The sequence below is a fragment of the uncultured Campylobacter sp. genome, from assembly GCF_938045405.1.
Taxonomy (GTDB): Bacteria; Campylobacterota; Campylobacteria; order Campylobacterales; family Campylobacteraceae; genus Campylobacter_B.
Window position 1 is genome coordinate 1 of sequence record NZ_CALIMW010000201.1, and the last position, 23,186, is coordinate 23,186.

Consider the following 23,186-nt stretch of genomic DNA (forward strand, 5'->3'; position numbering starts at 1 on the left):
TTGTTGATTAAAATCCCGTCATTTTTATCTATCCAAGAGGTATTTTCTGCGAATTCGTTATTATCTAGGTCGAAGTATGTTTTACCGTTTTTTCTTGATATTGTTTTTACACCGTCACCGTTTAAATCAATCACAATGGGTGAAGTTTTGGTTGAAGCCGGAGTCATATCCAGGGAAAGTATCGTTTGGACTGTCGAGGTCATCGTCTATGATTTTTTGTAAATTCTTAGTTATCTCACTACTTTTTAGCAAATCAGACAATTAATTTACCAACTCATCAGTTAAACTCAAAGAATGCGAGCTAGTTTATCTCGCAGGTTTAAAATTTCATCGCGTTTTAACACGAAGCTGTTTTTGTTGGCGATGAGGTGCGCCGAGCTTTGCATTATGGTTTCTGCGGGTTGCAGCCCGTTTTGCTTCATCGTAGCGCCGGTCTCCACGACATCGACGATAGCGTCGGCAAGCCCTATGAGCGGGGCTAGTTCGATCGAGCCGTAGAGTTTGATGATATTTACGGCGACCGCTTTTGAGGCGAAGTATTCGCGAGTGATGTTGGGCATTTTCGTAGCGATTTTTAGGCTCGGAGCGCCGTAGTTTAGTCGGGTGCCCGCATGCACGCCCACGCAGACGCGACATTTTCCGATTTTAAGATCGAGCAGCGTAAGCACGTCAGGGCGATGCTCCTCAAGCACGTCAAGCCCCACTACGCCGATATCCGCCGCGCCTCCCATAACGTAAGTAGGGATATCTTGGTTGCGGACGTAGAGGAATTTAAAATCGCCCTCTTGCATTATGAGTTTGCGATCCTCGAAAGCAAAATCAAGCCCGAAGATGGTTTTGAAAATTTTAAGCGTATCGTCGGCTATGCGACCTTTGGGAAGCGCTATGGTTATCATGCTAGCCCCTTTTTTGCGATTAAGCTCACCATCGATTTAAAGATCAGATCCTTTTCATAGATCGAGTTGCGAAAATACCGCATCAGATAGGCTCCGTCGCCGCCAGTGAAGTAAATTTTATTATTGCCCGCGATGTTTTCGATCGTAAGCACGATCGGCTTTAAAATCCCGTAGTTTACGGCGTTTACGGTCTTTTGCGGTAGCGGGTCCAGATCGATATTGGTTGAAAGCGTGACGTCTAGCACGGGTGCGATGCTCGCGAACGACTTTAAAAGCGTGCCGATACCAGGCATTATAAATCCGCCTAGGTGCGAGCTTTTAAACATCAAATCCACGGTGATTGCGCTGCCCGCATCGACGACGACGCCCGTCGTCACCGCCGAGCACGCCGCTATGCGGTCGATCCCAAGCCCGCGGTAGGCGGTTTTTAGCTCAAAGTGCGGCGCCAGATCGACAAATAGAGGGTTTTTCAGCTTTTTTTTCACGCTATCGTTTACGCTAATGAAAAAAATTCGCTCTTTCGGCTCGTACCGCATAAACTCCGCTACGGGCATGCTTTGCGTTACGCCGCCTTTATAAAATTTAACTCTAGAATTTCCTACGTCACACAAAAGCATAGAGGCTAAATCCGTTTTCTTTTAAAAATTTTACGCTTTTAGAGCACATTTGCGAGTTGTAAAACAGCACGCGCTTTTTGATGACCTTGCCTAGGCTTGCGCTAATGTCGTTTGCGAGCGAGAGTAGAAATTCCGCGTCGCGCATCACAAAGCGAGATTTTGCGTCGCGCATAAATAAAAGAACGTTGTAACTTTTCAGATCCACGCCGAAATACGCGCCGTATGAGCGCGAGCGCGTGAAACTCGCGATATCTAGCGTTTGAAATTTTTGAAGCAGGAGCCCTTCGCGAACGCAGAGTTTTGAAATTTTATCTAGCATCAAAATTTAAAATTTTATCGTCGTAGTAAAACGAGCTGCCTGCTATAAAGGACTTATCATCGAACTCGCCATTTAGCTCGTAGATCGCCTGGCCTTCTAAATTTTCATCGGTGCGGATGACGTAGCCGTTGCGCTCGATGATATACAGATAGCCGCCGCTAAGCAGTGCGCCGCTAAATTGTGCGAAGGTGAATTTGCGAGATTTGATCAAATTTAGCCCGCGATCTAGTAGCTCGACTCTGCCGTCTTTTAAGAAAAGATAAATTCTATCGTCGCTAAAAATCACGTCTTTGATGTCTACGTTATGGTTTTTATTGCCCGTAGGACTTACCAGCATTAGCCTAGTGGCAGTTACGGCATAAAGGTTATCGCCCTTGTTTTCTAAGGCGATAATGTTGTTAAAAAACGGCTGGTTGCTCACGACGAAATCGCGTGCCGAGCGCCCACCTACGTTTTCTGCGATGCTGACTAGTCCGTCTAACGCAGGATAAGCGATAAGTTGGTTGATAAATAGCGGTGACGCCACGCGCGAATCGATTGCGAATGCATCGCCTACTTTATGATCGAGTACCACTGCGCCAGAGCTTAGCTTGATAAGCATAATCGAATCATCGCTCATCACTAAAGCCAAATCATCGCCGCGTATATTTGCACTGAGCGCTTGTCTGCCGAGGGTTTTTTCAAATTTTACGGCGCCTGTGCTACCAACTACTTTAAGCGTGCCATTGATGTCGGTTACGACGAAATTTCCGTCATATTCGCCTAAAAATTTCTCACTTTTTAAGACTTTGAAATTTTTCACCAATCCATTTTTAGAGATGACTTCGCCGTCTTTTAGCGTAGCACCATCTTTACTAATCGCTACGATTTCTGATGGCAGTGAGCCGTTAAATTTCATATCACCTGTGATGTTTTCGTCGCTGGGTTCAAAATACTGGCGCTTCGTCGAGCAGCCCAAAAATAAAAACGATAGTAAAAGCGTAAATATCAGCGTTTTTTTCATTATTTATTGCCTCCGTAGTGTTTCAAAGCAAGTGCGATTTGACGAACTGGCGAGTTGAGCGGAATTTTATCTAGCTCTGCGTGAGCTTGCTCGATTTTGCCCTCTTTTAGTAGGTCGTAGCCTTTGAGCAAAGAATCGTAATCGGCGAGTAGCACTCCGCCTTGTTTGCCGTTTTGTAGATTTATTATCTCTTTTAGCATGACATCGATGCCTTGGGTATTTTCTAGCGCCGCTCGCTCGTCTGCAGAGCCGTTTTGCAAAATATAAAGAGCGTATAGATTTATATCTTTTTGCTTAAGCTCGGCTAGCTTAGTGTCGTCGCGCTTGTTAAGCAGTTCGTCATAGATCGCATTAGCACTTGCTATGCGGCGATCGCTTAGAAATTCATTTGCGTAATATCCGATAAACGCTACGATCAAAACCGCAGCCAAAAATATCAGCGGCTTTTTGTATTTTTTTACGAAAATTTCACTTTTTATGACGCTTTCTAGAAACTGCTCTTCTGTGCCAATCTCTTTTTTCACGCCTTCGATGTCGTCTTTTAAAGCCAAAATTCAGTCCTTTATTTGAGAAAATCGGCGTAATTGTAGCATAAAAAATTTTAAATACCGCCTAAGATAAAGAATTTTTATGATATAATGTCGCATTTATCAGAAAAAGGAAAGTTATGATAATAGACGATGCCTTGCTAAGCAAGCTGGAAAGGCTATCTGCTCTTAAAATTCCAGATGCTAAGCGAGAAGAATTTAAAGGTCAATTAAATAATATTGTAGATTTTGTAGAAATTCTAAATGAACTGGATTTACAAAGCGGCGAGGCGGCTATCACTACATTAAAAGGCGGTACTCCGTTTCGCAAAGATATTCCACGCAAAAGCGATGTCGCAGAAAGCGTCTTAAAGCATGCTCCGCAGTCCGAAGGCGGCTACTTCGTAGTACCGAAAATCATCGATTGAAAGGAATTTTATGGAAGAAGTTCAAAGAAATTTAGTAGATATCGAAACCCTACTAAAAACCGTCGTTTTTAACAAAGCGAGCGACCTTCACTTAGTTTCGCGCTCGGCGCCTCAAATACGTATCGACGGAACATTGCGCCCACTTGCCATGGATCCGCTTAAGGGCACGGATATCGAGTATATCTGCTACGCGCTCATTACCGATGCTCAAAAAAGTGCGCTCGAGGAAAATAAAGAGCTTGACTTTGCGATCGAGCTTCCTAATATCGGACGCTTTCGTGGCAACTACTACTACACTATGAACGGCGATTTAGCTGCCGCATTTCGTATTATTCCTATCGATATTCCTAGCCTGGACGATTTAAAAGCCCCTACGATTTTTAAAGAGGTAGTTAAGCACGAAAAAGGCATGATTTTGGTTACCGGACCTACGGGTAGCGGTAAATCAACTACTCTTGCCGCGATGCTAAACGAGATCAACGAAAAAGAGCGCAAGCACATTATCACCGTTGAAGATCCGGTCGAGTTCGTCCATACCAATAAAAAAGCGCTTTTCTCTCACAGAAATATCGGCACCGATACCCATTCCTACGCTAATGCGTTAAAATTTGCCTTGCGTGAGGACCCGGACATTATCCTCGTGGGCGAGATGCGTGATAGAGAGACTATCTCGATTGCTATTACCGCGGCTGAAACCGGTCACTTGGTATTTGGTACCCTACACACCAACTCCGCGATGCAAACGATCAACCGTATTATCGATAGCTTTGATGGCGGCGAGCAGCTCCAAGTGCGAAATATGCTCTCCGTATCGCTTACCGCGGTCATTTCGCAATCACTTTTGCCAAAGCTTGGCGGTGGACGTATCGCGATCCATGAAATTTTGCTAAATAACAATGCCGTAGCGAATCTAATCCGAGAAAACAAGGTGCATCAAATTTACTCTCAAATGCAGCTAAATCAGCAATCTACCGGTATGATAACTCAAACTCAAGCGATGGTTAAAGCGATCCGTGCAAATCAAATTTCAAAAGATACGGCGTTTAGGTACTCGACTAACCTGCAAGAGTTAATAGGCGTGGTGGGTGCTTGATGGAAGGTATTAATTGGTTCGACGTCGGCTGTTTAGTACTCGTAGTGCTCTTCGGACTGCGCGGTATCACTAATGGCATCGTAAAAGAAATTTTTGGAATTTTGGGTCTCATCGGCGGTCTTTTTGCCGCGATGCGCTATAAAACTATGGCAGGCGAGTGGATTGCAGCAAAAATTCCAGCTTTGCAGAATGCAAACGGCGTGCTTTCGGGCGACACGACGCAGGTTCTCATCGGCTTTATCGCTGTGCTTTTTGGCGTATGGATCTCGTGTCTGATTATAGGTGAAATCATTTCAAAATTCTTTAAATGGAGCGGACTCGGATTTGTCGATAAGATCGGCGGTTTCGTGTTTAGCGTAAGTAAAATTTTCTTGATTTTTGCCGTTATCGTTACGCTTGCAAGCGGTCCTATGTCGATGAACGAACAGACCAAAAGGTATTTTGAAAGCAGCAAAACTGCGCCGATTTTTTTAAAAATAGGAAATTGGATTTTAAATCTCAAAGACGATCCGAAGATCAAACAAAGCTTAGATTCTATCGGTTCTAAGATGGATAATAAACTCTTAAAAGATCAAAATTCTACCACCCGTATGAACTCGGATCAAAATCAAAGCACTGAACCTAGCGATTTTAACGCCAGTTCAGAAGTAAATTCTACAGAAAGGACAAAATTATGAATGCAAAAATTGAAAATTTAGAGTTTGACGCTCTAATTGTTGAGTTTAAAAAGGCACTTGCCGCTAGCGGTTTAAAATATACTAAGCAGCGCGAGGTTTTGCTCCGCACGCTTTATAACAATAACAAACACTTTACACCTGAGGCGCTTCACAACGAGATCAAAGCGAAATTCCCCGAACTAAACGTAGGCATAGCGACGGTGTATCGCACCTTAAATTTGCTTGAGGATTCGGGGATGGCTACGTCGATCTCATTCGGAGCACAGGGTAAGAAATTTGAGCTTGCCAACAAGCCTCACCACGACCATTTAATCTGCAAAAGCTGCAATAAGATCATAGAATTTCAAGACGCCACTATTGAGCGAAAACAGCTTGCCGTCGCCAAAGAGCACGGTTTTACGCTTACGGGGCACATGATGCAGCTGTATGGAATTTGCCCTGAATGCGCGGCAAAAAGGAAGTAGATTGTTTGATAGCCAGTTAGAAATCCAAAGGATAGACAAGGCGTCGGAACTTCGGAATTTGGGGGCTAATCCCTATCCGCACTTTCTAAAAAAAGATATGAACATAGCCGAGTTTAAAGAAAAATTTGGTTTCATAAAAGATACCGAGGATAAAAAAGCGAGCGAGGAGGTAAGCCTTGCCGGAAGGTTAAAGCTAAAGCGCGTCGCGGGCAAATCCACCTTTGCAAACATAGAAGATCAAAGCGGCAATATTCAAATTTATTACTCACGCGACAGCATCGGCGAGGAGGATTACGCTAAATTTAAGAAAAATCTTGAAGTGGGCGATATAATTTTGGTGCGCGGATATGCTTTCGTCACCCAAACGGGCGAGTTTTCGATTCATGCTAGCAAAATAACGCTCGCATCCAAAGCGATCTGCCCGCTTCCGGAGAAATTTCACGGCCTAACCGACATCGAGATGCGCTACCGCCAAAGATACCTCGATATGATAATGAACCCAGAGATCCGCGAGGATTTTATTAAGCGCTCGATTATCGTTAGCGAGATCCGCAGCTTTTTTGAAAAGCACGGATTTTTAGAGGTTGAAACGCCGATGATGCACCCAATCGCGGGCGGCGCGAATGCTAAGCCTTTCATCACGCACCACAATGCCCTCGACGTCGATCGTTATCTGCGTATCGCACCGGAGCTGTATCTTAAGCGTCTCGTCGTAGGCGGCATGGAGGCGGTCTTTGAGATCAACCGAAACTTCCGCAACGAGGGTATGGATCTGACGCACAATCCGGAATTTACAAGCATAGAATTCTACTGGGCGTGGCATGATTATAACGACGCGATGAACCTAACCGAGGAGCTATTTAAAGCGCTATTTAAGAGGCTCGGGCTGGGCGAAATTTTAACCTACGATGAGCGCGAGATCGATTTTTCAAAGCCTTTTGCGCGCATAAAGTATCTCGACGCGCTTACTCAGATAGGCGGCATCGAGCCTCAGATCGTAAATGATCGCGAAAAGATCATCGCCAAACTCAAAGCCGATAAATTTGAAGTCAATGAAAAGCTCGATCTAGGCCACCTGCAGAGCGAACTTTTTGATAATTACGTAGAAGCTAAGCTCATAAATCCGACCTTCATCGTGGATTTTCCGATCTCGATCAGCCCGCTTTCGCGCAGAAGCGACGAAAATCCGCAGATAGCCGAGAGATTTGAGCTCTACATCGCAGGCAAGGAGCTAGCCAACGCCTTTAACGAGCTGAACGATCCGCTCGATCAATACGCCAGATTTAAGGCGCAAATCGACGCTAAAAATGCAGGCGACGACGAAGCTCACGAGATGGATGAGGATTACGTCCGCGCGCTTAGCTACGCGATGCCGCCGACTACCGGCTGGGGGCTTGGAATCGATCGCTTGGCGATGATTTTGCTGAATAAAAAATCGATCCGTGACGTGATTTTGTTCCCTGCGATGAGGCCGCTAAATTTAGAGAAGGAGTGAACGTGTCAAATTTAGAAAAATTCGATAATGAAATTTTTAGTTTAACCAACAAAGAGCTTGCCCGCCAGTGCGATTATTTGGAGATGATCGCGAGCGAAAATTTCACCTATCCCGAGGTGATGGAGGCGATGGGCTCGGTGCTAACGAACAAATACGCCGAGGGCTATCCCGGCAAGCGCTACTACGGCGGCTGCGAGTTCGTAGACGAGATCGAGCAGATCGCGATCGATCGCTGCAAAAAGCTCTTCGGCTGTGAGTTTGCAAACGTCCAGCCAAACAGCGGCAGCCAAGCCAATCAAGGCGTATATGCCGCATTTTTGAAACCTGGCGATAAAATTTTAGGCATGGCGCTTAGCCACGGCGGGCATTTGACGCACGGCGCGAAGGTCTCAAGCAGCGGAAAGATGTATGAGAGCTTCGAATACGGCGTGGAGCTCGACGGCCGCATAAACTACGATAAGGTGCTTGAGATCGCTCAGATCGTAAAACCAAAGATGATCGTTTGCGGTGCGAGCGCCTATACGCGCGAGATAGATTTTGCTAAATTTAGACAGATCGCTGATAGCGTGGGTGCATTTCTTTTCGCCGACGTAGCGCACGTCGCGGGGCTCGTCGTCGCGGGCGAACATACCAATCCGTTTCCGCACTGCCACGTCGTAAGCTCGACAACGCATAAAACGCTTCGCGGTCCGCGCGGTGGCATTATAATGACCAACGACGAGGAATTTGCTAAAAAGATCAACTCGGCGATCTTCCCTGGCATCCAGGGCGGCCCGCTAATGCACGTCATCGCCGCTAAGGCGGTGGGCTTTAAACACAATCTAAGCCCCGAGTGGAAGGTCTATGCCAAGCAGGTCAAGGCAAACGCTAGAGTTTTGGGCGAGACGCTGGTTAAGCGCGGCTTTGATCTCGTTAGCGGCGGCACCGATAACCATCTGATTTTGATGAGCTTTTTAAATAGAGATTTTAGCGGCAAGGACGCTAGCGCCGCGCTTGAAAATGCAGGCATTACGACGAATAAAAATACCGTGCCGGGCGAGACGCGCAGCCCGTTCGTCACCAGCGGCATCCGCGTCGGAAGCCCAGCACTTACGGCGCGCGGAATGAAGGAGAAAGAATTTGAGTTTATCGGGAATAAAATCGCCGACGTGCTAAGCGACATCTTAAATTCCAAGCTTCAGGCGCAGGTCAAAGAGGAGGTGCGAGATTTGGCGCACCGCTTTATCATCTACGACCGCGCGATGTATTAAATTTAATAAATTCGGGTAAGCTTACCCGAATTATTTATTTCGTAAATTTTGCGTGGTAGAATTTACAAAGTAAATAATAATCTTAGGAGAGAGTATGAACGACAAAAATTTCGATATGAGCAGCATAGACGACATAGTGATCAATAGCGGCAATGTCGATAAGAACACGAATTTGAAAAAGGGTCTTACCGTCGCAGCCAGCGTCGTAGTTTTATTCTTAATCATTTTAATCATAATGAAGGCTATTAATAAAGACGATATTGATACTAACGCAGGTCTTACTATGCCTAGTGAAGAAGAGCTTGCCAAAGCGGAGCAAAAGCCTGCCGTACAAGTTCAAAAACCTGAGCCTTCGCAGCCTGAGCCTGTAGAGGTGAAATCAGAACCCAATACAGCATCTGCAGCTCCAACCAAAGTAGAGATAAAAACCCAAGAGCCTAATTCCGAAAGCAAGGTCGTCGCAAGCGCTCAGCCTGAAGCACAGAAAGTAGAAATCCAAAAGCCCGAAATCAAAGAAGAGCCAAAAAAATCCGAAGTTAAAATAGAAAGTAAAAAGATTGAGCCTAAAGACGAAGCCAAAAAGTCTGAAAAAACGGACGTAAAAAAGTCCGAGCCTAAAAAAGAGTCTGCAAAAGACGAGATCAAAAAAGAACCTTCTAAAACCGAAATTAGAAAAGTCGAGCAAAAAGTAGAGCCTAAAAAAGAACCTGAAAAACAAGCAAAAACAGAAGTTAAAAAAGAGTCTTCAAAAACGGAAGTTAAAAAGGAACATGTTAAAGCTGAGACCAAGAAAGAGCCTGCTAAGTCCGAGCCTAAAAAAGAAGCCGGCAAGCCGGAGTCTAAAAGTGAGAGCGTAAAGGCTGGCGTTGCAGCAAAGAGCACCAGCACCAGCGTGGCAAACGGCAGTTATGTGCAGGTTTTCGCATCCAATGCCTACGATCCAAACGGGTCTGATACCAAAAAAATCACCAAAAAAGGCTATAGCCCAATTGCGCTGCAAACTCACGTCGGCAGCAAGAGCGTGACTAAAATTTTAGTTGGACCTTTTGAGGGCGAGGCGCTACAAAAGGCACTTAGCGATATGCGCTCAATCAACAGCGGCGCGTATATCTACCGAGTGAAATAGTGGACAGATTTGCGGTTTTCGGCAACCCGATCGCCCACTCTCTCTCGCCGCTACTTCATAATTACGCGATAAAATTTTTGGAGCTGGACGCCTACTATGGGCGAGTTTTGCTGCAGCGCGGCGAGGAGCTGCGAGCTAAATTTGAAGCTTTAAGGCTTGCGGGCGCGAACGTGACCGTGCCTTTTAAGCTCGACGCATTTAAAGCATGCGACATCCTAAGTGAGGCGGCTAAGCAGATCGGCTCGGTAAACACGCTAGTGCTAAAAGGCGGCGCGCTGCAAGGCTTTAACACCGACGCGCAAGGCTTTTTCTGCGCAATCTTGGGCTTTGGCGAGATTCGCAATGCGCTTATTTTAGGCGCAGGCGGCACTACGCGGGCAATCGGCTACGCGCTAAGCAAAAACGGCGTGAAATTTGACATCCTAAACCGCAGCGCAAAAGATTTTGACTTCGGCTGCGAGGAATTTTTTACCTATGAAAATTTCAAATTTAAAGATTACGATCTGATCGTCAATGCCACCGGCGCGGGGCTCAAAGATGACGCGCTGCCTGCGCCCGAGGGGGTAATAGATGAAATTTTATCCCGCGCGAAATTTGCTTTTGACGCTATCTACGGCAAGCAGACTCCGTTTTTGCAAGCCGCGCGCGCAAAAAATCTGCCCGTAAAAGATGGCAAGGAGATGCTGATAAATCAGGGCGCGCTTGCTTTCAATCTTTTTTTCGGCGGTAAATTCGACTTAGCAGAGATTGTATCGCTGATGAGCCATGCTGCGAATTTACGCTAAATCGCCTCTTAGGCTTTTCAATTATTCGTGCCAGTCAAATAGAGTGCTTTAAATTTTGTGTCGAGTTAATTATACGTTCTTGAATTTTATATCGTGTAGCTTTGGGCGTTTAATTTTAAAATTCTTACGTCTGCTTTCGGCTAAGCCGTGTTAATTTGCCTGTAAAAATTCTATTTAAAATCGCTACGAATTAGGCATAAAGATGCTTGGTAAAGTCTCGCGCATTTTTCTGCTCGTTTCTTGGATGTTCTATTCTAAAATTTTGCGACGAATCTAAACTAAAATTTTGTGCAGTTTAAGTAAAATGTGATTGTTTGTGAATTATATAATAAAACTTTACTTGAGCGAGATGACGCAAGACCGAGGTGTTTATTAAAAAGATAAAATTGCTACCAAAATTTCAAAATTTAAAGCTAAATTTTAATTAATTGTTATACAATAAAAAATATAAACTAATAATTGCTAAAGGTTAAAATTTGATGTTTTTCGGCAAAATTTTAAAATTTTACGCGCACGGATTTGCTTCGATGAAGCTTGGCAAAACGCTGTGGGCGGTGATTTTGATCAAGCTATTTATAATTTTTGTGCTACTTAAATTTTTCATTTTCGACGAAAACTTGGATTCTAAATTTAAAACCGATCAAGAAAAAATCGATTTCATCTATAAAAATTTGACTAAGGAGTAGGAATGCAAGAGCTTGCTAGCGTGGATTGGTCGAGGGCGCAGTTTGCGCTCACGGCGCTTTATCACTTTCTTTTCGTGCCCCTAACGCTGGGGCTTAGCTTTATCGTGGCGTTTATGGAGAGCCTATATGTCGCGACCGGTAAGCAGGAGTGGCTCAAGATCACTAAATTTTGGCTGCGCCTTTTCGGTATAAATTTCGCCATCGGCGTCGCGACAGGCATCATAATGGAGTTTGAGTTCGGCACCAACTGGGCGAATTACAGCTGGTTCGTGGGCGACATCTTCGGCGCGCCGCTTGCGATCGAGGGCTTGCTGGCGTTTTTCTTGGAGGCTACCTTTTTTGCCGTAATGTTCTTCGGCTGGGACCGCGTGAGCAAGAAATTTCACCTTCTCTCGACCTGGCTCGTGGCGATCGGATCAAATTTAAGCGCATACTGGATTTTAATCGCGAACGCTTGGATGCAAAACCCGGTAGGTACGAGCTTTAATCCCGATACGATGCGTAACGAGATGAGCAATTTTTTAGATATCGCGCTATCTCACTTCGGAGTGGCTAAATTTTTACATACCGTTGGCGGCGGCTATATTACCGCGGCGCTTTTCGTGCTTGGAATTTCGGCGTTTTATATGCTAAAAAACAAAGACTTCGCGCTTGCTAAAAAAAGCTTCATCGTAGCGGCAAGCTTCGGTATGCTAAGCTCGCTTTTCGTGCTATTTAGCGGCGACGAGAGCGCCTATCAGGTCGCGCAAAAGCAGCCGATGAAGCTTGCGGCGATGGAGGGTCTGTATAAGGGCGAAGTAAATGCAGGCATCGTCGCGGCGGGAGTTTTAAACCCGAGTAAAACCGCGGGAGACGATAAGGAGCCGTTTTTATTTGAGATCAAGGCGCCTTACGCGCTGGGACTGATGGCTACGAGAGGACTTGATAATTTCACTCCGGGCATCGATGATTTGGTATTTGGAAACGAAAAATTCGGCATCGAAGGCGCGGATAAAAAGATCGAAAAAGGAAAAATCGCCCTGCAAGCGCTGAAGGATTACAAAATCGTCAAGGACGCGAATGACACTGCGGCGATGCAGCAAGCGCGCGAAATTTTATTCGGCGATCAAAATATGCAAAATTTAGGCTACGGCTACCTTGACGACGCGAAGCAGATCGTCCCTCCGGTGGCGCTTACCTTTTACAGCTTTCACGTGATGGTGGCCTTGGGAAGCTATTTTATCTTGCTATTTTTCGTGACGCTATTTTTGGCGATGCGAAAGAACCTCGCCGAATACAAGAAAATTCTATGGCTTTGCGTATTTAGCATTCCTTTGGGATACGTCGCGTGCGAGGCGGGCTGGATCGTGGCCGAAGTAGGGCGCCAGCCGTGGGCGATACAGGATCTTATGCCGGTGGGCGTCGCAGCTACGAGCCTGGCGGGAACGAACATAATGATCTCGTTTGCGCTCTTTGCGGTTTTATTTACGGTTTTATTCATAGCCGAGATAAAGATCATGCTAAAACAGATAAAGATAGGATTTTAAGATGCACGAAATTTTTCAAATTTATTGGTGGTGCGTGGTTTCGCTTCTGGGCGGAATTTTGGTTTTTATGCTCTTCGTGCAGGGCGGTCAGACGCTGCTTTTTACGCTGGCGAAAAATGAGAGCGAGAAGGATTTTATAATAAATTCCATCGGCAAGAAATGGGAGCTTACGTTTACCACGCTAGTTATGTTCGGCGGGGCGTGCTTTGCGGCGTTTCCGCTATTTTATGCGACCAGCTTCGGCGGGGCATATTGGGCGTGGATGGCTCTGCTTTTTTGCTTCATAATCCAAGCCGTCGCTTACGAATACAGAAAAAAGCCCGATAATTTCTTGGGCGCTAAGACCTATGAAGCCTTTCTTTTCATAAACGGCTCTCTGGGTACGATCCTGCTTGGAATCATCGTCTCGACGCTTTTTAGCGGCAGCGAGTTTGCGCTGGGTGATAATAATTTCGTGCAGTGGAAAAACCCCGCTCGCGGGCTTGAGGCGCTAGCAAATCCGTTTAATTACATCTTGGGAGTTGCGCTATTTTTCTGCGCTAGGACGGGAGCGAGCTTATATTTGATGAACAATATCGCCGAGCCCGAAATGATCGCTAAACTCAAAGCTTCGCTTAAATTTAACGCTAGCGCGTTTTTGGTTTTTTTCATCGCGTTTTTGGCGTGGGTCTTGCTAAAGCAGGGCTATGCAGTAGGCGCCGGCGGCGTCGTAAGTCTCGAGAGCTTTAAGTATCTGCACAATTACCTAAGCCTGCCTGCGGCGCTAATCTTGCTGCTGCTGGGCGTAGTGCTAGTGTTGGTGGGGATATTCAAAGGCGCATTTACAAGCAGCGTGCGCGGAGTATTTTTCTACGGCGTGGGCGTCGTATGCGCGGTAACGAGCATATTTTTGATCCTAGGGTTAAACAACACGGCGTTTTATCCGTCAAATTTCGACCTGCAAAGCTCGCTTTCGATAAGCAACGCAAGCTCGAGCCTCTATACGCTTAAGACGATGTTTTACGTGTCGTTTCTGGTGCCTTTCGTGCTGGGTTATATAAGCTATGTTTGGCGCGCAATGGATGCGAAGAAGCTTGATAAAGAGGAGCTTGTAAACGAGCATTATTAGGCGCGCCCGCCCTAGCGCGGCTTTTGCACGTCGTGCGGCGACGAGGAGTTGCTCTAGTGCGAGGCATTGCGTGCTTTTGTGCTTAGTTAAATTTCATATCGGCGGCGCTTTTTATGCGCCGCATCTATAAAAAATTTTAAGGATTAAAAATGGTCAAATCTTTAGTTTTCATCGCGATTTGGATGATCTTGCTCGTAGGAAGCTATAAATTTATAAAGCTAAACATTACTCATCACGAAAAAAGAGAGCAGTAAAAGGGTAGAAATTTTAAAAGCTTGCGGCCTGGGATTTCACTTTAAATTTAGAAAGTGAAATTTTGGGCCGCAAGATACGGGCGAAATTTTATCTAGCCCTTGTAGTCGATATTTTTTTCGAATTCTTTAAGTCGCATATGGATTGAGCGAAGCTCCGTGATCGTCGTCCAGTTATTGATAAAAACGCTAAAGCTGCCACGTACTTGGCTAAAAGCATTGCCTACTTGAATCATCACTCCAAGCGTAATCGCCTTAGTAAAAAGCCCCGGTCCCATTATGAGATAAGGCACGATGACTAGGATTTGCGAGAAAGAATTTAGCCATAAATCAAAGTAGCAGTAGTGCAAAAATAGCCTGTAATAGTTGTGCTTTAGTTTGCCAAATAGCGTCTTTGTGGTCTCTTCGCTCGCATATTCCGCCTTATTCTCCTCGGCATAAACCAGCTCTTTGCGAAACGCAGCTTCCGCCTTTTGATTGTTGTATTCAAGCCTAGGCAGAAACCAACCTACTAGCCAAGAAATTATCAGTCCGCCGATGCTTACTGCAAGTGCGATCCACACGAGAGAGCCGGGAATTTTTTTGAGCGCCTCAAAAGGTACTTTCTCGCTAAGGCTCCACAAAACAGGGATAAACGCAAAAAGAATCATCGCCGCCGAAAGTACGCGCGTGCCGATATCTTCGATGATTTTTGAGAAGCGGTAGATGTCTTCTTGGATACGCTGCGAGCTTCCTTCGATATCTTTACTTACCTTTTTCCAGTATGAAAAATAGGAAAAGGTCATCGCCTCTCGCCATTTAAATGCCCAAATTCGCGCCACGTATCGCTCCGAAATCGCCGCCGCTACGGCAGGCATCGCTATCCATAAAAAGACCCTCATCTGCGCGTAAAAATCGTTTAACGTATGACGATCTACGTTTTGACACAAATCATAAAATACGCGATACCATTCGTTGAAACGCACGCTCAGCGTAGTTTGATACCAATTGATAGCGATCAAAAATACTAGCCCTGTATATGCTAAAAGCGCCCATTTTTTGCTTTTAAAAAATGAAACGAACATTAGCGTTTCTCGGAACTTTTTGGATTCAAAATCGCCGTAAATAGCCTATCGCTTAGCACTCGCGCCGCTTTTTGCACATCCGCACTTTTTACTGCGTTTACGCGCGCGGCGTAGCCCTTTTCGTCGTAGAGCGGATAGCCGTAAAGCTCGTGCGCAGTGATATTAGCAAGCCAAAAATCATTCGTCTGCGCAGCTCTTTTGGTCGATAGAATTTGAGCTTTTTTGAAATTTGCCAGCTCGCTATCTTTCGCGCCCGAGCTTTCGATCTGTTTTAAAATTTCACTCACGCTTGCTGCAACGGCACGGGCATCTTTCGGCTCGGTAGAAAACGATACGTTCAAGCTCGCTGCGATTTGTGGCTCACGCACATAGGCGCTATGCACCATCGCCGAGTAAATTTGTCCACGCGCCTCGCGGATCTGCTCGACGATACGATTGCTTAGCACGCTTTTTAACGCTTGAAATTTATAAGTGTCTGCAAAGTCGAAATTTTGCAGCTCATAGTTTGAAAAAATCATCCGAACTTCGCTTTTATCACTATCGCCGTAGTCTTGCATAATCTCGCCGCTAGAAGTATTTAGCATCAAAGTTTTAGGTGTAGCGCTGCTTGCGCCAGACTTTAGATTGCCGATATATTTGGCTAGGATTTGTTTCGCGCGCACAGGCTCAAAATCGCCGCTAAGCACAAAGATAAAATCTCCAGCACCCGAGAAAATTTCATCCGCATCGCGCTGTAAATCGGCAAGATTTGCGCTCTTTACGTCATCTACGCTAAGCGGCTGCTTGCGAGCCGTATCTCCTGAATATAGAGATTTTAAAATTTGCTCGCCGAATTTAAATTCCGCCGTCTCGTCTCGTAGCGCAATCGCCGAAAGCGCGTCGGTTTTATATTTTGTAAGCGAGCTTGCATGAATTAGCGGCTCGCTAAATCTTGCGTAAAGCTCGTGTGTCATCGCCTCCAGATCCGCTCCTGCGCCTCTAAAACCGCAGTCTGCGTCGTCCATCCTAAATCTTAGCTTATAATCAAATTTTGAGGTCAAGCGTCCCGCCTCGTATTCGTTTAGCTCGCCTATGGTGCCCGAGTTTAGCAGCGCGGTTAGAATTTCGCCACGAGCCTTGCCAAAATGCGCGTAGCCACCTTTTTTAACGGCTGCGAGGGTGATTTTATTTTTCTCGCTTTTAAGGGGTTTTAAAATTACGCGAGCGCCGTTTTTAAACACCAAAATTTCAGTGCCGCTAGCGCCTTTTTGCGCTTTAAATTCCGCCTCTTTTAAATCTGCTCCCGCAAGCTGCTTGGAAGCAAGCTTCGAAGCAGCGAAATTAAACGGCACCGCTTTTTCGTAGAGCAGCTCCGCATCTTTTTGGCTAATGCCCAAATCCTTTGCCGAGATAATCTCTGTAAATCTCGCTCCATCCGTTATCTTTGAGAAAAATTTATTAACATCTGCTAGCGTTATTTCTTCTAACGCCTTGAGGCTTAGATCGTGCTCGTCTTGCTTACTAAGCTTTACATTGCCGTTTTGTACGAAATCAAGTAATGCTCCTATTTGCGCACTTTGCGTATCGTTTTTAAGCAGATCGGCTTGCACTTGATGTTTAAATTCCGCCTTAACGCTATCAAAATCGTCATTGTTAAATCCGTGTTCGCGCACCCCTTTGATCGCGCTAAAAAGACTATTTAATGTGGCGTTGGCGTCGAAATTAAAAATATTTGCGCTTATGCTGTATAGTCTGCGGTTTTTAAACAGATCGTCCGAGCCGAAATAGGCTTTAAGCGGAATTTTGGCATTCACATTCATCGCGTCGTATCCAAGCTCCATCAGCCTCGATACGTAGGCTTGCAGCCACTCATTTTTAAGCGCACCGTAGCTTCTTAGCGGCTCATATTTGCCTGCGTAAAGCACGCTAGCGACATTAGTGCCGAGCTCGGGCTCTACGGTGCTTGCTAACCCGCCTTCAAATGGGCGTAGGCTAAGATCGCGCGGGATTTTTTCGCCGTGCACAGAAAGAGAGCTAAAATTTTGCTTGATTAGGTTTTTAATCTGCTCAATGTTTACGTCGCCCACGACTATGATGCTAATGGCGCTAGGAAGGTAGTTGCGCGCGTAGAATTTTTTTAGTTGCTCGCCGGTGGCGCCTTTGATGATTTCATTTTGTCCGATCGGAAAGCGTCTGGAAAATATGGAATTAGGGTATAAATATGTGGCGCGCTTTTCATAAAAGCGCCTCTCAAAGCCTTTTTTTGCTTCCTCTAAGATGACGCCTTTTTCCTTTTGCGTTTCGTTCTCGTCAAATTTTACGCCGCCTGCATAGTCGCGCAATACCAAAAATACGTCCTTCAGTGTCTCGTCGCTTACTTGGGACTGGATGTTGTATGTGGTATTTTCAAAGCCTGTTTGCGCATTGAGATCGGCGCCGAATTTCACTCCAAGGCGCTGCAGGGTATGGACTAGTTCGTTTTTATCGAAGTGCTCGCTGCCGTTGAACGCCATATGCTCGACGAAATGCGCAAGACCCTGTTCGTCGTCATTTTCATCGACACTGCCCGCGGCTACGTTGAGGTAAAAAAGCGCGCTATTTTTTGGCACGTCGTTTTTGAGGATATAAAATTTCACGCCGTTTGCTAGCTCGCCGTGCACGACGCTAGGATCGAGCTTAAGCGGCATATCCGGGTTGGTATCTGCGGAGTAAAGGCTCAAAGAGCAAAGCAGGGCGGAGATAAAAAATATAAGCTTTTTCATAATTGTCCTTGGATTTAAAAACTTGCGATTGTAACAAAAGCTAGTTTAAAGTATGATTTTGCGAGCTTTGTTATGGATGAAATTTTGCCAAGGATTTGGGATTTTACTTGCGGTTTTAAAATTTTACTTGCAGAATTGAGAGGAATGGAATTTTTGGAATTTTTGGAATTTTTGGAATTTTTGGAATTTTTGGAATTTTTGGAATTCCGCCGCCGCGACTTAAAATTTTGGCAGCGGAATTTAGAAAGCTTTGCTAGCTTTAACAGCCCATGCAAGGCTAAATTTAAACCTTACGCGGTTAGAACTTCATACGCTCGCGCGAAGAATTTTAGAACTTATAGTTTGCTCGCATTTTTGCCTAGATAATCCGCGACGCCCTTAGGATCTGCTTTCATCCCTGCGTCGCCTTTGTGCCAACCCGCAGGGCAAACCTCGCCGTGCTCGTTCGTAAATAGCATCGTATCAACCATGCGAAGCATCTCATCGATATTGCGACCTAGCGGTAGGTCGTTGATGACGGCGTGGCGGACGGTGCCATCTTTGTCAAGTAGGAAGCTGCCGCGAAGCGCTACGGCGTTGCCGAACAGCACGTCGAAGCTGCGTGCGATATCCTTCGTAATATCCGAAACTAGCGGGAACTGCACTTTGCCGATACCGCCTGCGTTTACCGGAGTGTTTTTCCATGCAAGGTGGGTAAACTCGCTATCGCAGCTAACGCCGATAACTTCGATGCCCTTGGATTTGAAATCTTGATATCTGTGATCGAATGCGATGATCTCGCTCGGGCAGACGAAGGTAAAATCTTTTGGATAAAAGAATACGACCGCGCCTTTTTCGCCGATATTTTTATAGAGGTTGAAATCCTCAACTATTTCGTTGTTGCCTAAAACCGCAGTTGCCGTGAAATCAACGGCTTTGTTGGTTACTATCATTTGTTTCTCCTTGTTAATAAAATTTATGATGGCGATTATACATTTTAAAACTTTAGATTTGCTGAAATTTTATGAAAATTTTTATGTAATAAAATTTATTTATCCAATAATATTACTTTTATCATTTTTTAAATTTAGTATGTTATCATCGCGCTTCATTTTTTGATAAAGGAGAAAAAATGGCTGTAAAAATCACCGATATTTGCATTAGCTGCGGCTCATGCATCGACGAGTGCCCGGTAAATGCTATCGTAGACGATAGCGATAATCCAAGCGGCGAGGATAGCTACTACGTATATGCCGATAAATGCGTCGAGTGTGTAGGCTACAACGACGAGCCTGCGTGCGCTAGTGCCTGTCCGACTGATGGCTGTATCGTCTGGAGCGACATCGTAGCGGGTCAACCTAGCAGGGATAGTATAGGTGCGGATCTACGCAGCGGAGATACCCCGGTATTTGCTTAGCAGATAAAATTCCGCGATCAAATGCGCGGAATTTTAATTCATTCAATCCTTAAATAAATTTTAACCTATTTTTCGATACAATCTGCCTTTCACTTTAAGGAGATTATATGCAGCAAACGCTTTCTATTATTAAGCCTGATGCCGTTAAAAAAGGCGTTATCGGCAAAATTATCGATCGTTTCGAAAGCCACGGACTAAGAATCGCAGCGGCTAAAAAATTATGCCTAAGCGCCGAAGATGCAGGTAAATTTTATGAAATTCACAAGGATCGTCCTTTTTATAAGGATCTGATTGAGTTCATGACTAGCGGCCCGGTGGTCGTAATGGTGCTTGAAGGCGACGATGCCGTAGCTAAAAATCGTGCGCTAATGGGCGCTACCGATCCGAAAAAAGCCGATAAAGGCACGATCAGAGCGGACTTTGCGGACAGTATCGACGCTAACGCCGTTCACGGCAGCGACAGCCTAGAAAACGCAAAAACCGAGATCGCATTTTTCTTTGCAAAAAGAGAAATTTGCTAAGAGTGCCGCGTGAAGATCGCTTTTGCTAAAATTTCCGCCGCGCCTGTGCCGTTTGAAATTTTGCGAGATGGGCTTAAGCTCAGCGGAAATTTGAAACGAAAAGACTCTAAGTTTATCGAGTGCAAGGGCGAAATTAAGGGCAAAATTCCATACATTTGCGACCGCTGCGGCAAAGAATTTGATCTTGACGTAAACGAGAGCGTAAATTTGCTTTTAAGCGAAGGCGTTTTTAACGACGAAAGGCACGAGAGCTTGGATGTGATGGAGTTTTTCGGCGCCGAAGTTGATGTGGATGAAATTTTAAGAAGCGAAATGGAAGCTTTTAAAAGCGACTATTTTTATTGCGAAGAATGCAAGAATTAAATTTATAAAGGAGAAAAAATGGCAGTTCCAAAGCGAAGAGTTAGTAAAACTCGTGCGGCGAAAAGACGCACTCACTACAAAGTGACCCTTCCGATCCCCGTCAAAGATAAAGACGGAAGCTGGAAAATTCCGCATAGAATAAACAAAACTACGGGCGAATATTAATCCGATGATTTCCGTTGCTATAGACGCGATGGGCGGTGATTTCGGCTGCGAGCCGATAATAAACGGAGTCGTAGATGCGCTGCGAGAGCGTAAATTTAATGCGTTTTTGGTAGGTGACGAAGCGCAAATCAAGCCTTTTATTCCACAAGATCAAGGCTTTGAGAAACATATTACTTACGTGGCCGCAAGCGAAGTTTTCGAGATGAAAGAGGGCGCAACCGACGCTCTTAAACGCAAAGAGAGTAGCATCTTTAAAGCGGTCGATCTAGTAAAAGACGGCACTTGCAAAGCCGTGGTATCAGCAGGACATAGCGGCGCTACGATGAGCCTTGCTACGCTTCGCATAGGAAGGCTCAAAGGTATCTTGCGCCCGGCGATTGCTACGCTGATGCCAAATTCCATAGGCGGTCGCACGCTTGTGCTAGATGTGGGCGCTTATGTGGATTGTAAGCCTGAGAATTTGTTTCAATTCGCTATTATGGGCGAAGCATACGCCAAGGAGATTATGGGTTTAAACGCACCACGCATCGGCTTATTATCCAACGGCGAGGAGGATAGTAAAGGCAACGAGGTAACAAAAGAAACCTTTCATATGCTTAAGAAGATGCAAAATTTTATTGGTAATGTCGAAGGCAATCAAATTTTTGACGGCTCGGTAGACGTGGTCGTGTGCGATGGATTTATCGGCAACATTATGCTAAAATCCAGCGAAGGTGTCGCAGGCGCTATCGGCAAACTTATCAAAAACGAAACAAAAAAATCTCCGATTGCTATCGCTGGCTCCATTTTGATGAAGCGCGTCTTTAAGATAATCAAAAAAAGCACGGACTACGACGAATACGGCGGCGCGCCGCTTTTGGGCGTCAAAGAGTGCGTCATCATAAGCCACGGCAAAAGTACCCCGAAAGCCGTTAAAAACGCGATCTTTCAAGCGCTTAAATTTGCAGATTCTAAAATCAACTCCGCGATAGAAAGCGAAATTTCTTCAAACGAATAGGAAAACGAATGCAAAAAGCCTCGATGATCTCAATCGCAGCATACGCGCCGAGCCAAATTTTAACCAATTTCGATCTTGAAAAGATGGTTGAAACGAGCGATGAATGGATCGTCAAGCGAACTGGCATTCATGAACGCCGTATCGCGAAGGGCGAAACCACTAGCGATCTAGGCGCGAAAGCGGCTTTAAAGGCGATTGAGCGTAGCGGTTTGCAAAAAAACGAGATCGATGCCATAATCTGCGCCACGATCTCGCCCGATTACTTCTGCATGCCCTCGACTGCGTGCGTCATCGCGGATAAGCTGGGTTTGAACTTCGGCATCACGGCGTTTGATATAAATGCCGCCTGTACGGGTTTCATCTATCTTTTGGAGCTCGCAAAATCCCTCATCGAAAGCGGTGCTAAAAAACATGTGCTGATAATCGGTACGGAAAAGCTAAGCTCAATAGTCGATTGGAGCGACCGCGCTACGTGCATACTTTTCGGCGACGGCGCAGGCGCTGCGGTTATCGCGGCGCGCGACGATAACGAAATCATCGACGTTCATACCGCTAGCGACGGCAGCAAGGGCGATCTTCTCATTACCCCGGCTCCTGGCAGCGTCAATCCGCTTAGCAGGAAGATCATCGACGAAAAGCTGGGCTTTATGCAGATGGCGGGGCGCGAGGTCTTTAAAATCGCGGTGCCGACGCTCAGCAACGACGTCGTAGAGATTTTGGAGAAAAATAAAATTTCGCCCGAGCAGGTCGATCTTTTTATCCCGCACCAGGCAAATTTACGCATTATCGAGGCGGTCAAGGCGAGACTGGAGTTTAGCGACGAGCAGTGCGTGCTTACGATCGGCAAATACGGCAACACAAGCTCAGCGTCGATCCCGATGGCGATAAATGACGCTTACGAAAGCGGCAGGCTCAAAAATGGCTCGCTCATATTGCTTGATGCGTTCGGCGGCGGCTTTACCTGGGGCAGTGCGCTTTTGAAATTCGGCGGTAAGAGCACAAACTAGCGCTTTTTAAATTTTATTATCTTTGAATTTCGCCATATTTAAGAGTTAAAATTCCAAGCTTATTTACAAAACTAATTTCAAATTTATATTATTCCGAGTTAGGTTTCAAAATTTTAAAATGAAGCGTTTGCGATTGAAAGCATATTATAATCTTGTGCAGTTAAAATATCGGCTTTTGCGTGAGATAGTAAAACGACGTTAGTCTGAGGTTGCTGCTTTTTGGCGACGGGCTTTTAGAATATAAAAGAAATCAAATATGATAGCCTAAATGGGCGTTACTTTCAGCTGATTCTACACATTAATGGCTTGTGATTAGCTGCAAAGCTCAATAAGTATTTTTACGGGCGGCGTATGGTGGATCTTTTGAGCGACCTACACATAGGCTGTAGAATAAAATTCAAATACCAAAACGCTCACAACAGCAAGCATCAAATTGCCTTAGATTTGAAATTTAGCATAAATGCTAGTAAATTTAATTAAATACCGCGAACGAGGCGATAAAGGATCGCTATGCCATGAGTGAAGAAGCGTCGTATCTCTAATATCTATAGGGCGTTAAAAATTTCCAGCTATCTCCCGTTATACAAATATATATTATCTCTATATAGATAGCGGCGAGCCGGAGGGCGCAGCCACGCTATAGCTACAGACTGAAGCGATCAATGCGTTTAGTTTTAGTGC

Annotated in this window: 27 protein-coding genes; 18 read left to right on the forward strand and 9 right to left on the reverse strand. The window is 45.4% G+C overall.

Annotated elements, in window-relative coordinates; genetic code table 11:
- From Q0140_RS07760 to Q0140_RS07785, 6 genes are all read right to left on the reverse strand, one after another.
- A partial coding sequence (locus Q0140_RS07760; protein WP_297963481.1) for a hypothetical protein occupies positions 1–203 on the reverse strand: 203 nt, incomplete at its 3' end.
- A gap of 84 nt (positions 204–287) precedes the next feature.
- Positions 288–896: an ATP phosphoribosyltransferase gene (gene hisG, locus Q0140_RS07765; RefSeq protein ID WP_297963483.1), complete on the reverse strand. Its 609-nt coding sequence runs from the start codon at positions 894–896 to the stop codon at positions 288–290.
- The gene (locus Q0140_RS07770; RefSeq protein ID WP_297963485.1) at positions 893–1,513 is read right to left on the reverse strand and encodes a type III pantothenate kinase; all 621 of its coding nucleotides are present in this window, start codon (positions 1,511–1,513) and stop codon (positions 893–895) included. The genes hisG and Q0140_RS07770 overlap by 4 nt, the downstream gene beginning before the upstream one ends.
- Positions 1,500–1,835: a hypothetical protein gene (locus Q0140_RS07775; protein ID WP_297963487.1), complete on the reverse strand. Its 336-nt coding sequence runs from the start codon at positions 1,833–1,835 to the stop codon at positions 1,500–1,502. Before Q0140_RS07775 ends, Q0140_RS07770 begins: the two co-directional genes overlap by 14 nt.
- On the reverse strand, positions 1,822–2,835 hold the full coding sequence (locus Q0140_RS07780; protein WP_297963489.1) for an L-seryl-tRNA selenium transferase: 1,014 nt from the start codon (positions 2,833–2,835) through the stop codon (positions 1,822–1,824). The genes Q0140_RS07775 and Q0140_RS07780 overlap by 14 nt, the downstream gene beginning before the upstream one ends.
- On the reverse strand, positions 2,835–3,386 hold the full coding sequence (locus tag Q0140_RS07785) for a hypothetical protein (protein WP_297963491.1): 552 nt from the start codon (positions 3,384–3,386) through the stop codon (positions 2,835–2,837). Before Q0140_RS07785 ends, Q0140_RS07780 begins: the two co-directional genes overlap by 1 nt.
- A gap of 116 nt (positions 3,387–3,502) precedes the next feature.
- On the opposite strand from Q0140_RS07785, the gene gatC reads away from it, so the two are divergent.
- The 11 genes from gatC to Q0140_RS07840 all read left to right on the forward strand — a co-directional run bounded on the left by gatC (position 3,503) and on the right by Q0140_RS07840 (position 14,000).
- Positions 3,503–3,790, forward strand: coding sequence for an Asp-tRNA(Asn)/Glu-tRNA(Gln) amidotransferase subunit GatC (gene gatC / locus Q0140_RS07790; RefSeq protein ID WP_291939991.1), 288 nt, complete (start codon positions 3,503–3,505; stop codon positions 3,788–3,790).
- A gap of 10 nt (positions 3,791–3,800) precedes the next feature.
- On the forward strand, positions 3,801–4,883 hold the full coding sequence (locus Q0140_RS07795; protein ID WP_005871218.1) for a type IV pilus twitching motility protein PilT: 1,083 nt from the start codon (positions 3,801–3,803) through the stop codon (positions 4,881–4,883).
- Positions 4,883–5,560, forward strand: a complete 678-nt coding sequence (locus Q0140_RS07800; RefSeq protein WP_297963493.1) for a CvpA family protein — start codon at positions 4,883–4,885, stop codon at positions 5,558–5,560. Before Q0140_RS07795 ends, Q0140_RS07800 begins: the two co-directional genes overlap by 1 nt.
- The gene (locus Q0140_RS07805) at positions 5,557–6,024 is read left to right on the forward strand and encodes a Fur family transcriptional regulator (RefSeq protein WP_005871221.1); all 468 of its coding nucleotides are present in this window, start codon (positions 5,557–5,559) and stop codon (positions 6,022–6,024) included. Before Q0140_RS07800 ends, Q0140_RS07805 begins: the two co-directional genes overlap by 4 nt.
- Position 6,025: 1 nt before the next feature.
- Entirely contained in the window at positions 6,026–7,519 is a 1,494-nt protein-coding gene (lysS, locus tag Q0140_RS07810; protein WP_297963495.1) for a lysine--tRNA ligase, read from the forward strand.
- A gap of 2 nt (positions 7,520–7,521) precedes the next feature.
- Positions 7,522–8,769: a serine hydroxymethyltransferase gene (locus tag Q0140_RS07815; RefSeq protein WP_297963497.1), complete on the forward strand. Its 1,248-nt coding sequence runs from the start codon at positions 7,522–7,524 to the stop codon at positions 8,767–8,769.
- Positions 8,770–8,863: 94 nt separating this feature from the next.
- Positions 8,864–9,895 (forward strand): hypothetical protein, encoded by a 1,032-nt coding sequence (locus tag Q0140_RS07820; protein ID WP_297963499.1) that lies wholly within the window; start codon positions 8,864–8,866, stop codon positions 9,893–9,895.
- Positions 9,895–10,680, forward strand: coding sequence for a shikimate dehydrogenase (locus Q0140_RS07825; protein WP_297963501.1), 786 nt, complete (start codon positions 9,895–9,897; stop codon positions 10,678–10,680). Before Q0140_RS07820 ends, Q0140_RS07825 begins: the two co-directional genes overlap by 1 nt.
- Positions 10,681–11,159: 479 nt before the next feature.
- Positions 11,160–11,366, forward strand: a complete 207-nt coding sequence (locus Q0140_RS07830; RefSeq protein WP_005871229.1) for a DUF4492 domain-containing protein — start codon at positions 11,160–11,162, stop codon at positions 11,364–11,366.
- Positions 11,367–11,368: 2 nt separating this feature from the next.
- Positions 11,369–12,892, forward strand: coding sequence for a cytochrome ubiquinol oxidase subunit I (locus Q0140_RS07835; RefSeq protein WP_297963503.1), 1,524 nt, complete (start codon positions 11,369–11,371; stop codon positions 12,890–12,892).
- Position 12,893: 1 nt separating this feature from the next.
- Positions 12,894–14,000: a cytochrome d ubiquinol oxidase subunit II gene (locus tag Q0140_RS07840; protein ID WP_297963505.1), complete on the forward strand. Its 1,107-nt coding sequence runs from the start codon at positions 12,894–12,896 to the stop codon at positions 13,998–14,000.
- Between the two features lie 346 nt (positions 14,001–14,346).
- Here the strand turns inward: Q0140_RS07840 and Q0140_RS07845 are convergent, their stop codons facing one another.
- A complete protein-coding gene (locus Q0140_RS07845; RefSeq protein WP_297963507.1) occupies positions 14,347–15,315 on the reverse strand; it encodes a putative transporter in 969 nt (322 codons plus the stop codon).
- On the reverse strand, positions 15,315–18,056 hold the full coding sequence (locus tag Q0140_RS07850; RefSeq protein WP_297963509.1) for a M16 family metallopeptidase: 2,742 nt from the start codon (positions 18,054–18,056) through the stop codon (positions 15,315–15,317). Before Q0140_RS07850 ends, Q0140_RS07845 begins: the two co-directional genes overlap by 1 nt.
- A 72-nt stretch (positions 18,057–18,128) precedes the next feature.
- Between Q0140_RS07850 and Q0140_RS07855 the strand changes: the two genes are divergently transcribed.
- The gene (locus Q0140_RS07855; protein ID WP_297963511.1) at positions 18,129–18,422 is read left to right on the forward strand and encodes a hypothetical protein; all 294 of its coding nucleotides are present in this window, start codon (positions 18,129–18,131) and stop codon (positions 18,420–18,422) included.
- On the opposite strand, the gene Q0140_RS07860 is transcribed toward Q0140_RS07855, so the two are convergent.
- Positions 18,392–18,988 carry a peroxiredoxin gene (locus tag Q0140_RS07860; RefSeq protein ID WP_005871241.1) on the reverse strand — a complete coding sequence of 199 codons (597 nt, stop codon included), beginning with the start codon at positions 18,986–18,988 and terminating at the stop codon, positions 18,392–18,394. The two genes, Q0140_RS07855 and Q0140_RS07860, sit on opposite strands and share 31 nt — an antisense overlap.
- 179 nt (positions 18,989–19,167) lie before the next feature.
- Here Q0140_RS07860 and Q0140_RS07865 point away from each other — a divergent pair, with 179 nt between their 5' ends.
- The 6 genes from Q0140_RS07865 (at position 19,168) to Q0140_RS07890 (ending at position 22,505) form a co-directional block, all read left to right on the forward strand.
- Entirely contained in the window at positions 19,168–19,452 is a 285-nt protein-coding gene (locus tag Q0140_RS07865; RefSeq protein WP_005871245.1) for a 4Fe-4S dicluster domain-containing protein, read from the forward strand.
- 107 nt (positions 19,453–19,559) lie between these two features.
- The gene (gene ndk / locus Q0140_RS07870; protein WP_177388469.1) at positions 19,560–19,973 is read left to right on the forward strand and encodes a nucleoside-diphosphate kinase; all 414 of its coding nucleotides are present in this window, start codon (positions 19,560–19,562) and stop codon (positions 19,971–19,973) included.
- A 9-nt stretch (positions 19,974–19,982) separates the two neighbouring features.
- Complete coding sequence (locus tag Q0140_RS07875) at positions 19,983–20,336, forward strand: hypothetical protein (protein ID WP_297963513.1); 354 nt, start codon at positions 19,983–19,985, stop codon at positions 20,334–20,336.
- 18 nt (positions 20,337–20,354) lie between these two features.
- Positions 20,355–20,501, forward strand: coding sequence for a 50S ribosomal protein L32 (gene rpmF / locus Q0140_RS07880; protein ID WP_005871250.1), 147 nt, complete (start codon positions 20,355–20,357; stop codon positions 20,499–20,501).
- A gap of 4 nt (positions 20,502–20,505) precedes the next feature.
- Positions 20,506–21,498 (forward strand): phosphate acyltransferase PlsX, encoded by a 993-nt coding sequence (gene plsX, locus Q0140_RS07885; protein WP_297963515.1) that lies wholly within the window; start codon positions 20,506–20,508, stop codon positions 21,496–21,498.
- 8 nt (positions 21,499–21,506) lie between these two features.
- Complete coding sequence (locus Q0140_RS07890; protein ID WP_297963517.1) at positions 21,507–22,505, forward strand: beta-ketoacyl-ACP synthase III; 999 nt, start codon at positions 21,507–21,509, stop codon at positions 22,503–22,505.
- Positions 22,506–23,186 lie beyond the last annotated feature (681 nt).

Excerpts from the sequence above, each read along its gene's own strand:
- hisG (WP_297963483.1), bottom strand. The coding sequence starts at position 896 with ATGATAACCATAGCGCTTCCCAAAGGTCGCATAGCCGACGATACGCTT.
- Q0140_RS07770 (WP_297963485.1), bottom strand. The coding sequence starts at position 1,513 with ATGCTTTTGTGTGACGTAGGAAATTCTAGAGTTAAATTTTATAAAGGC.
- Q0140_RS07780 (WP_297963489.1), bottom strand. The coding sequence starts at position 2,835 with ATGAAAAAAACGCTGATATTTACGCTTTTACTATCGTTTTTATTTTTG.
- gatC (WP_291939991.1), top strand. The coding sequence starts at position 3,503 with ATGATAATAGACGATGCCTTGCTAAGCAAGCTGGAAAGGCTATCTGCT.
- Q0140_RS07795 (WP_005871218.1), top strand. The coding sequence starts at position 3,801 with ATGGAAGAAGTTCAAAGAAATTTAGTAGATATCGAAACCCTACTAAAA.
- Q0140_RS07800 (WP_297963493.1), top strand. The coding sequence starts at position 4,883 with ATGGAAGGTATTAATTGGTTCGACGTCGGCTGTTTAGTACTCGTAGTG.
- Q0140_RS07805 (WP_005871221.1), top strand. The coding sequence starts at position 5,557 with ATGAATGCAAAAATTGAAAATTTAGAGTTTGACGCTCTAATTGTTGAG.
- Q0140_RS07820 (WP_297963499.1), top strand. The coding sequence starts at position 8,864 with ATGAACGACAAAAATTTCGATATGAGCAGCATAGACGACATAGTGATC.
- Q0140_RS07830 (WP_005871229.1), top strand. The coding sequence starts at position 11,160 with ATGTTTTTCGGCAAAATTTTAAAATTTTACGCGCACGGATTTGCTTCG.
- Q0140_RS07835 (WP_297963503.1), top strand. The coding sequence starts at position 11,369 with ATGCAAGAGCTTGCTAGCGTGGATTGGTCGAGGGCGCAGTTTGCGCTC.
- Q0140_RS07840 (WP_297963505.1), top strand. The coding sequence starts at position 12,894 with ATGCACGAAATTTTTCAAATTTATTGGTGGTGCGTGGTTTCGCTTCTG.
- Q0140_RS07845 (WP_297963507.1), bottom strand. The coding sequence starts at position 15,315 with ATGTTCGTTTCATTTTTTAAAAGCAAAAAATGGGCGCTTTTAGCATAT.
- Q0140_RS07850 (WP_297963509.1), bottom strand. The coding sequence starts at position 18,056 with ATGAAAAAGCTTATATTTTTTATCTCCGCCCTGCTTTGCTCTTTGAGC.
- Q0140_RS07855 (WP_297963511.1), top strand. The coding sequence starts at position 18,129 with ATGGATGAAATTTTGCCAAGGATTTGGGATTTTACTTGCGGTTTTAAA.
- Q0140_RS07860 (WP_005871241.1), bottom strand. The coding sequence starts at position 18,988 with ATGATAGTAACCAACAAAGCCGTTGATTTCACGGCAACTGCGGTTTTA.
- Q0140_RS07865 (WP_005871245.1), top strand. The coding sequence starts at position 19,168 with ATGGCTGTAAAAATCACCGATATTTGCATTAGCTGCGGCTCATGCATC.
- ndk (WP_177388469.1), top strand. The coding sequence starts at position 19,560 with ATGCAGCAAACGCTTTCTATTATTAAGCCTGATGCCGTTAAAAAAGGC.
- rpmF (WP_005871250.1), top strand. The coding sequence starts at position 20,355 with ATGGCAGTTCCAAAGCGAAGAGTTAGTAAAACTCGTGCGGCGAAAAGA.
- plsX (WP_297963515.1), top strand. The coding sequence starts at position 20,506 with ATGATTTCCGTTGCTATAGACGCGATGGGCGGTGATTTCGGCTGCGAG.
- Q0140_RS07890 (WP_297963517.1), top strand. The coding sequence starts at position 21,507 with ATGCAAAAAGCCTCGATGATCTCAATCGCAGCATACGCGCCGAGCCAA.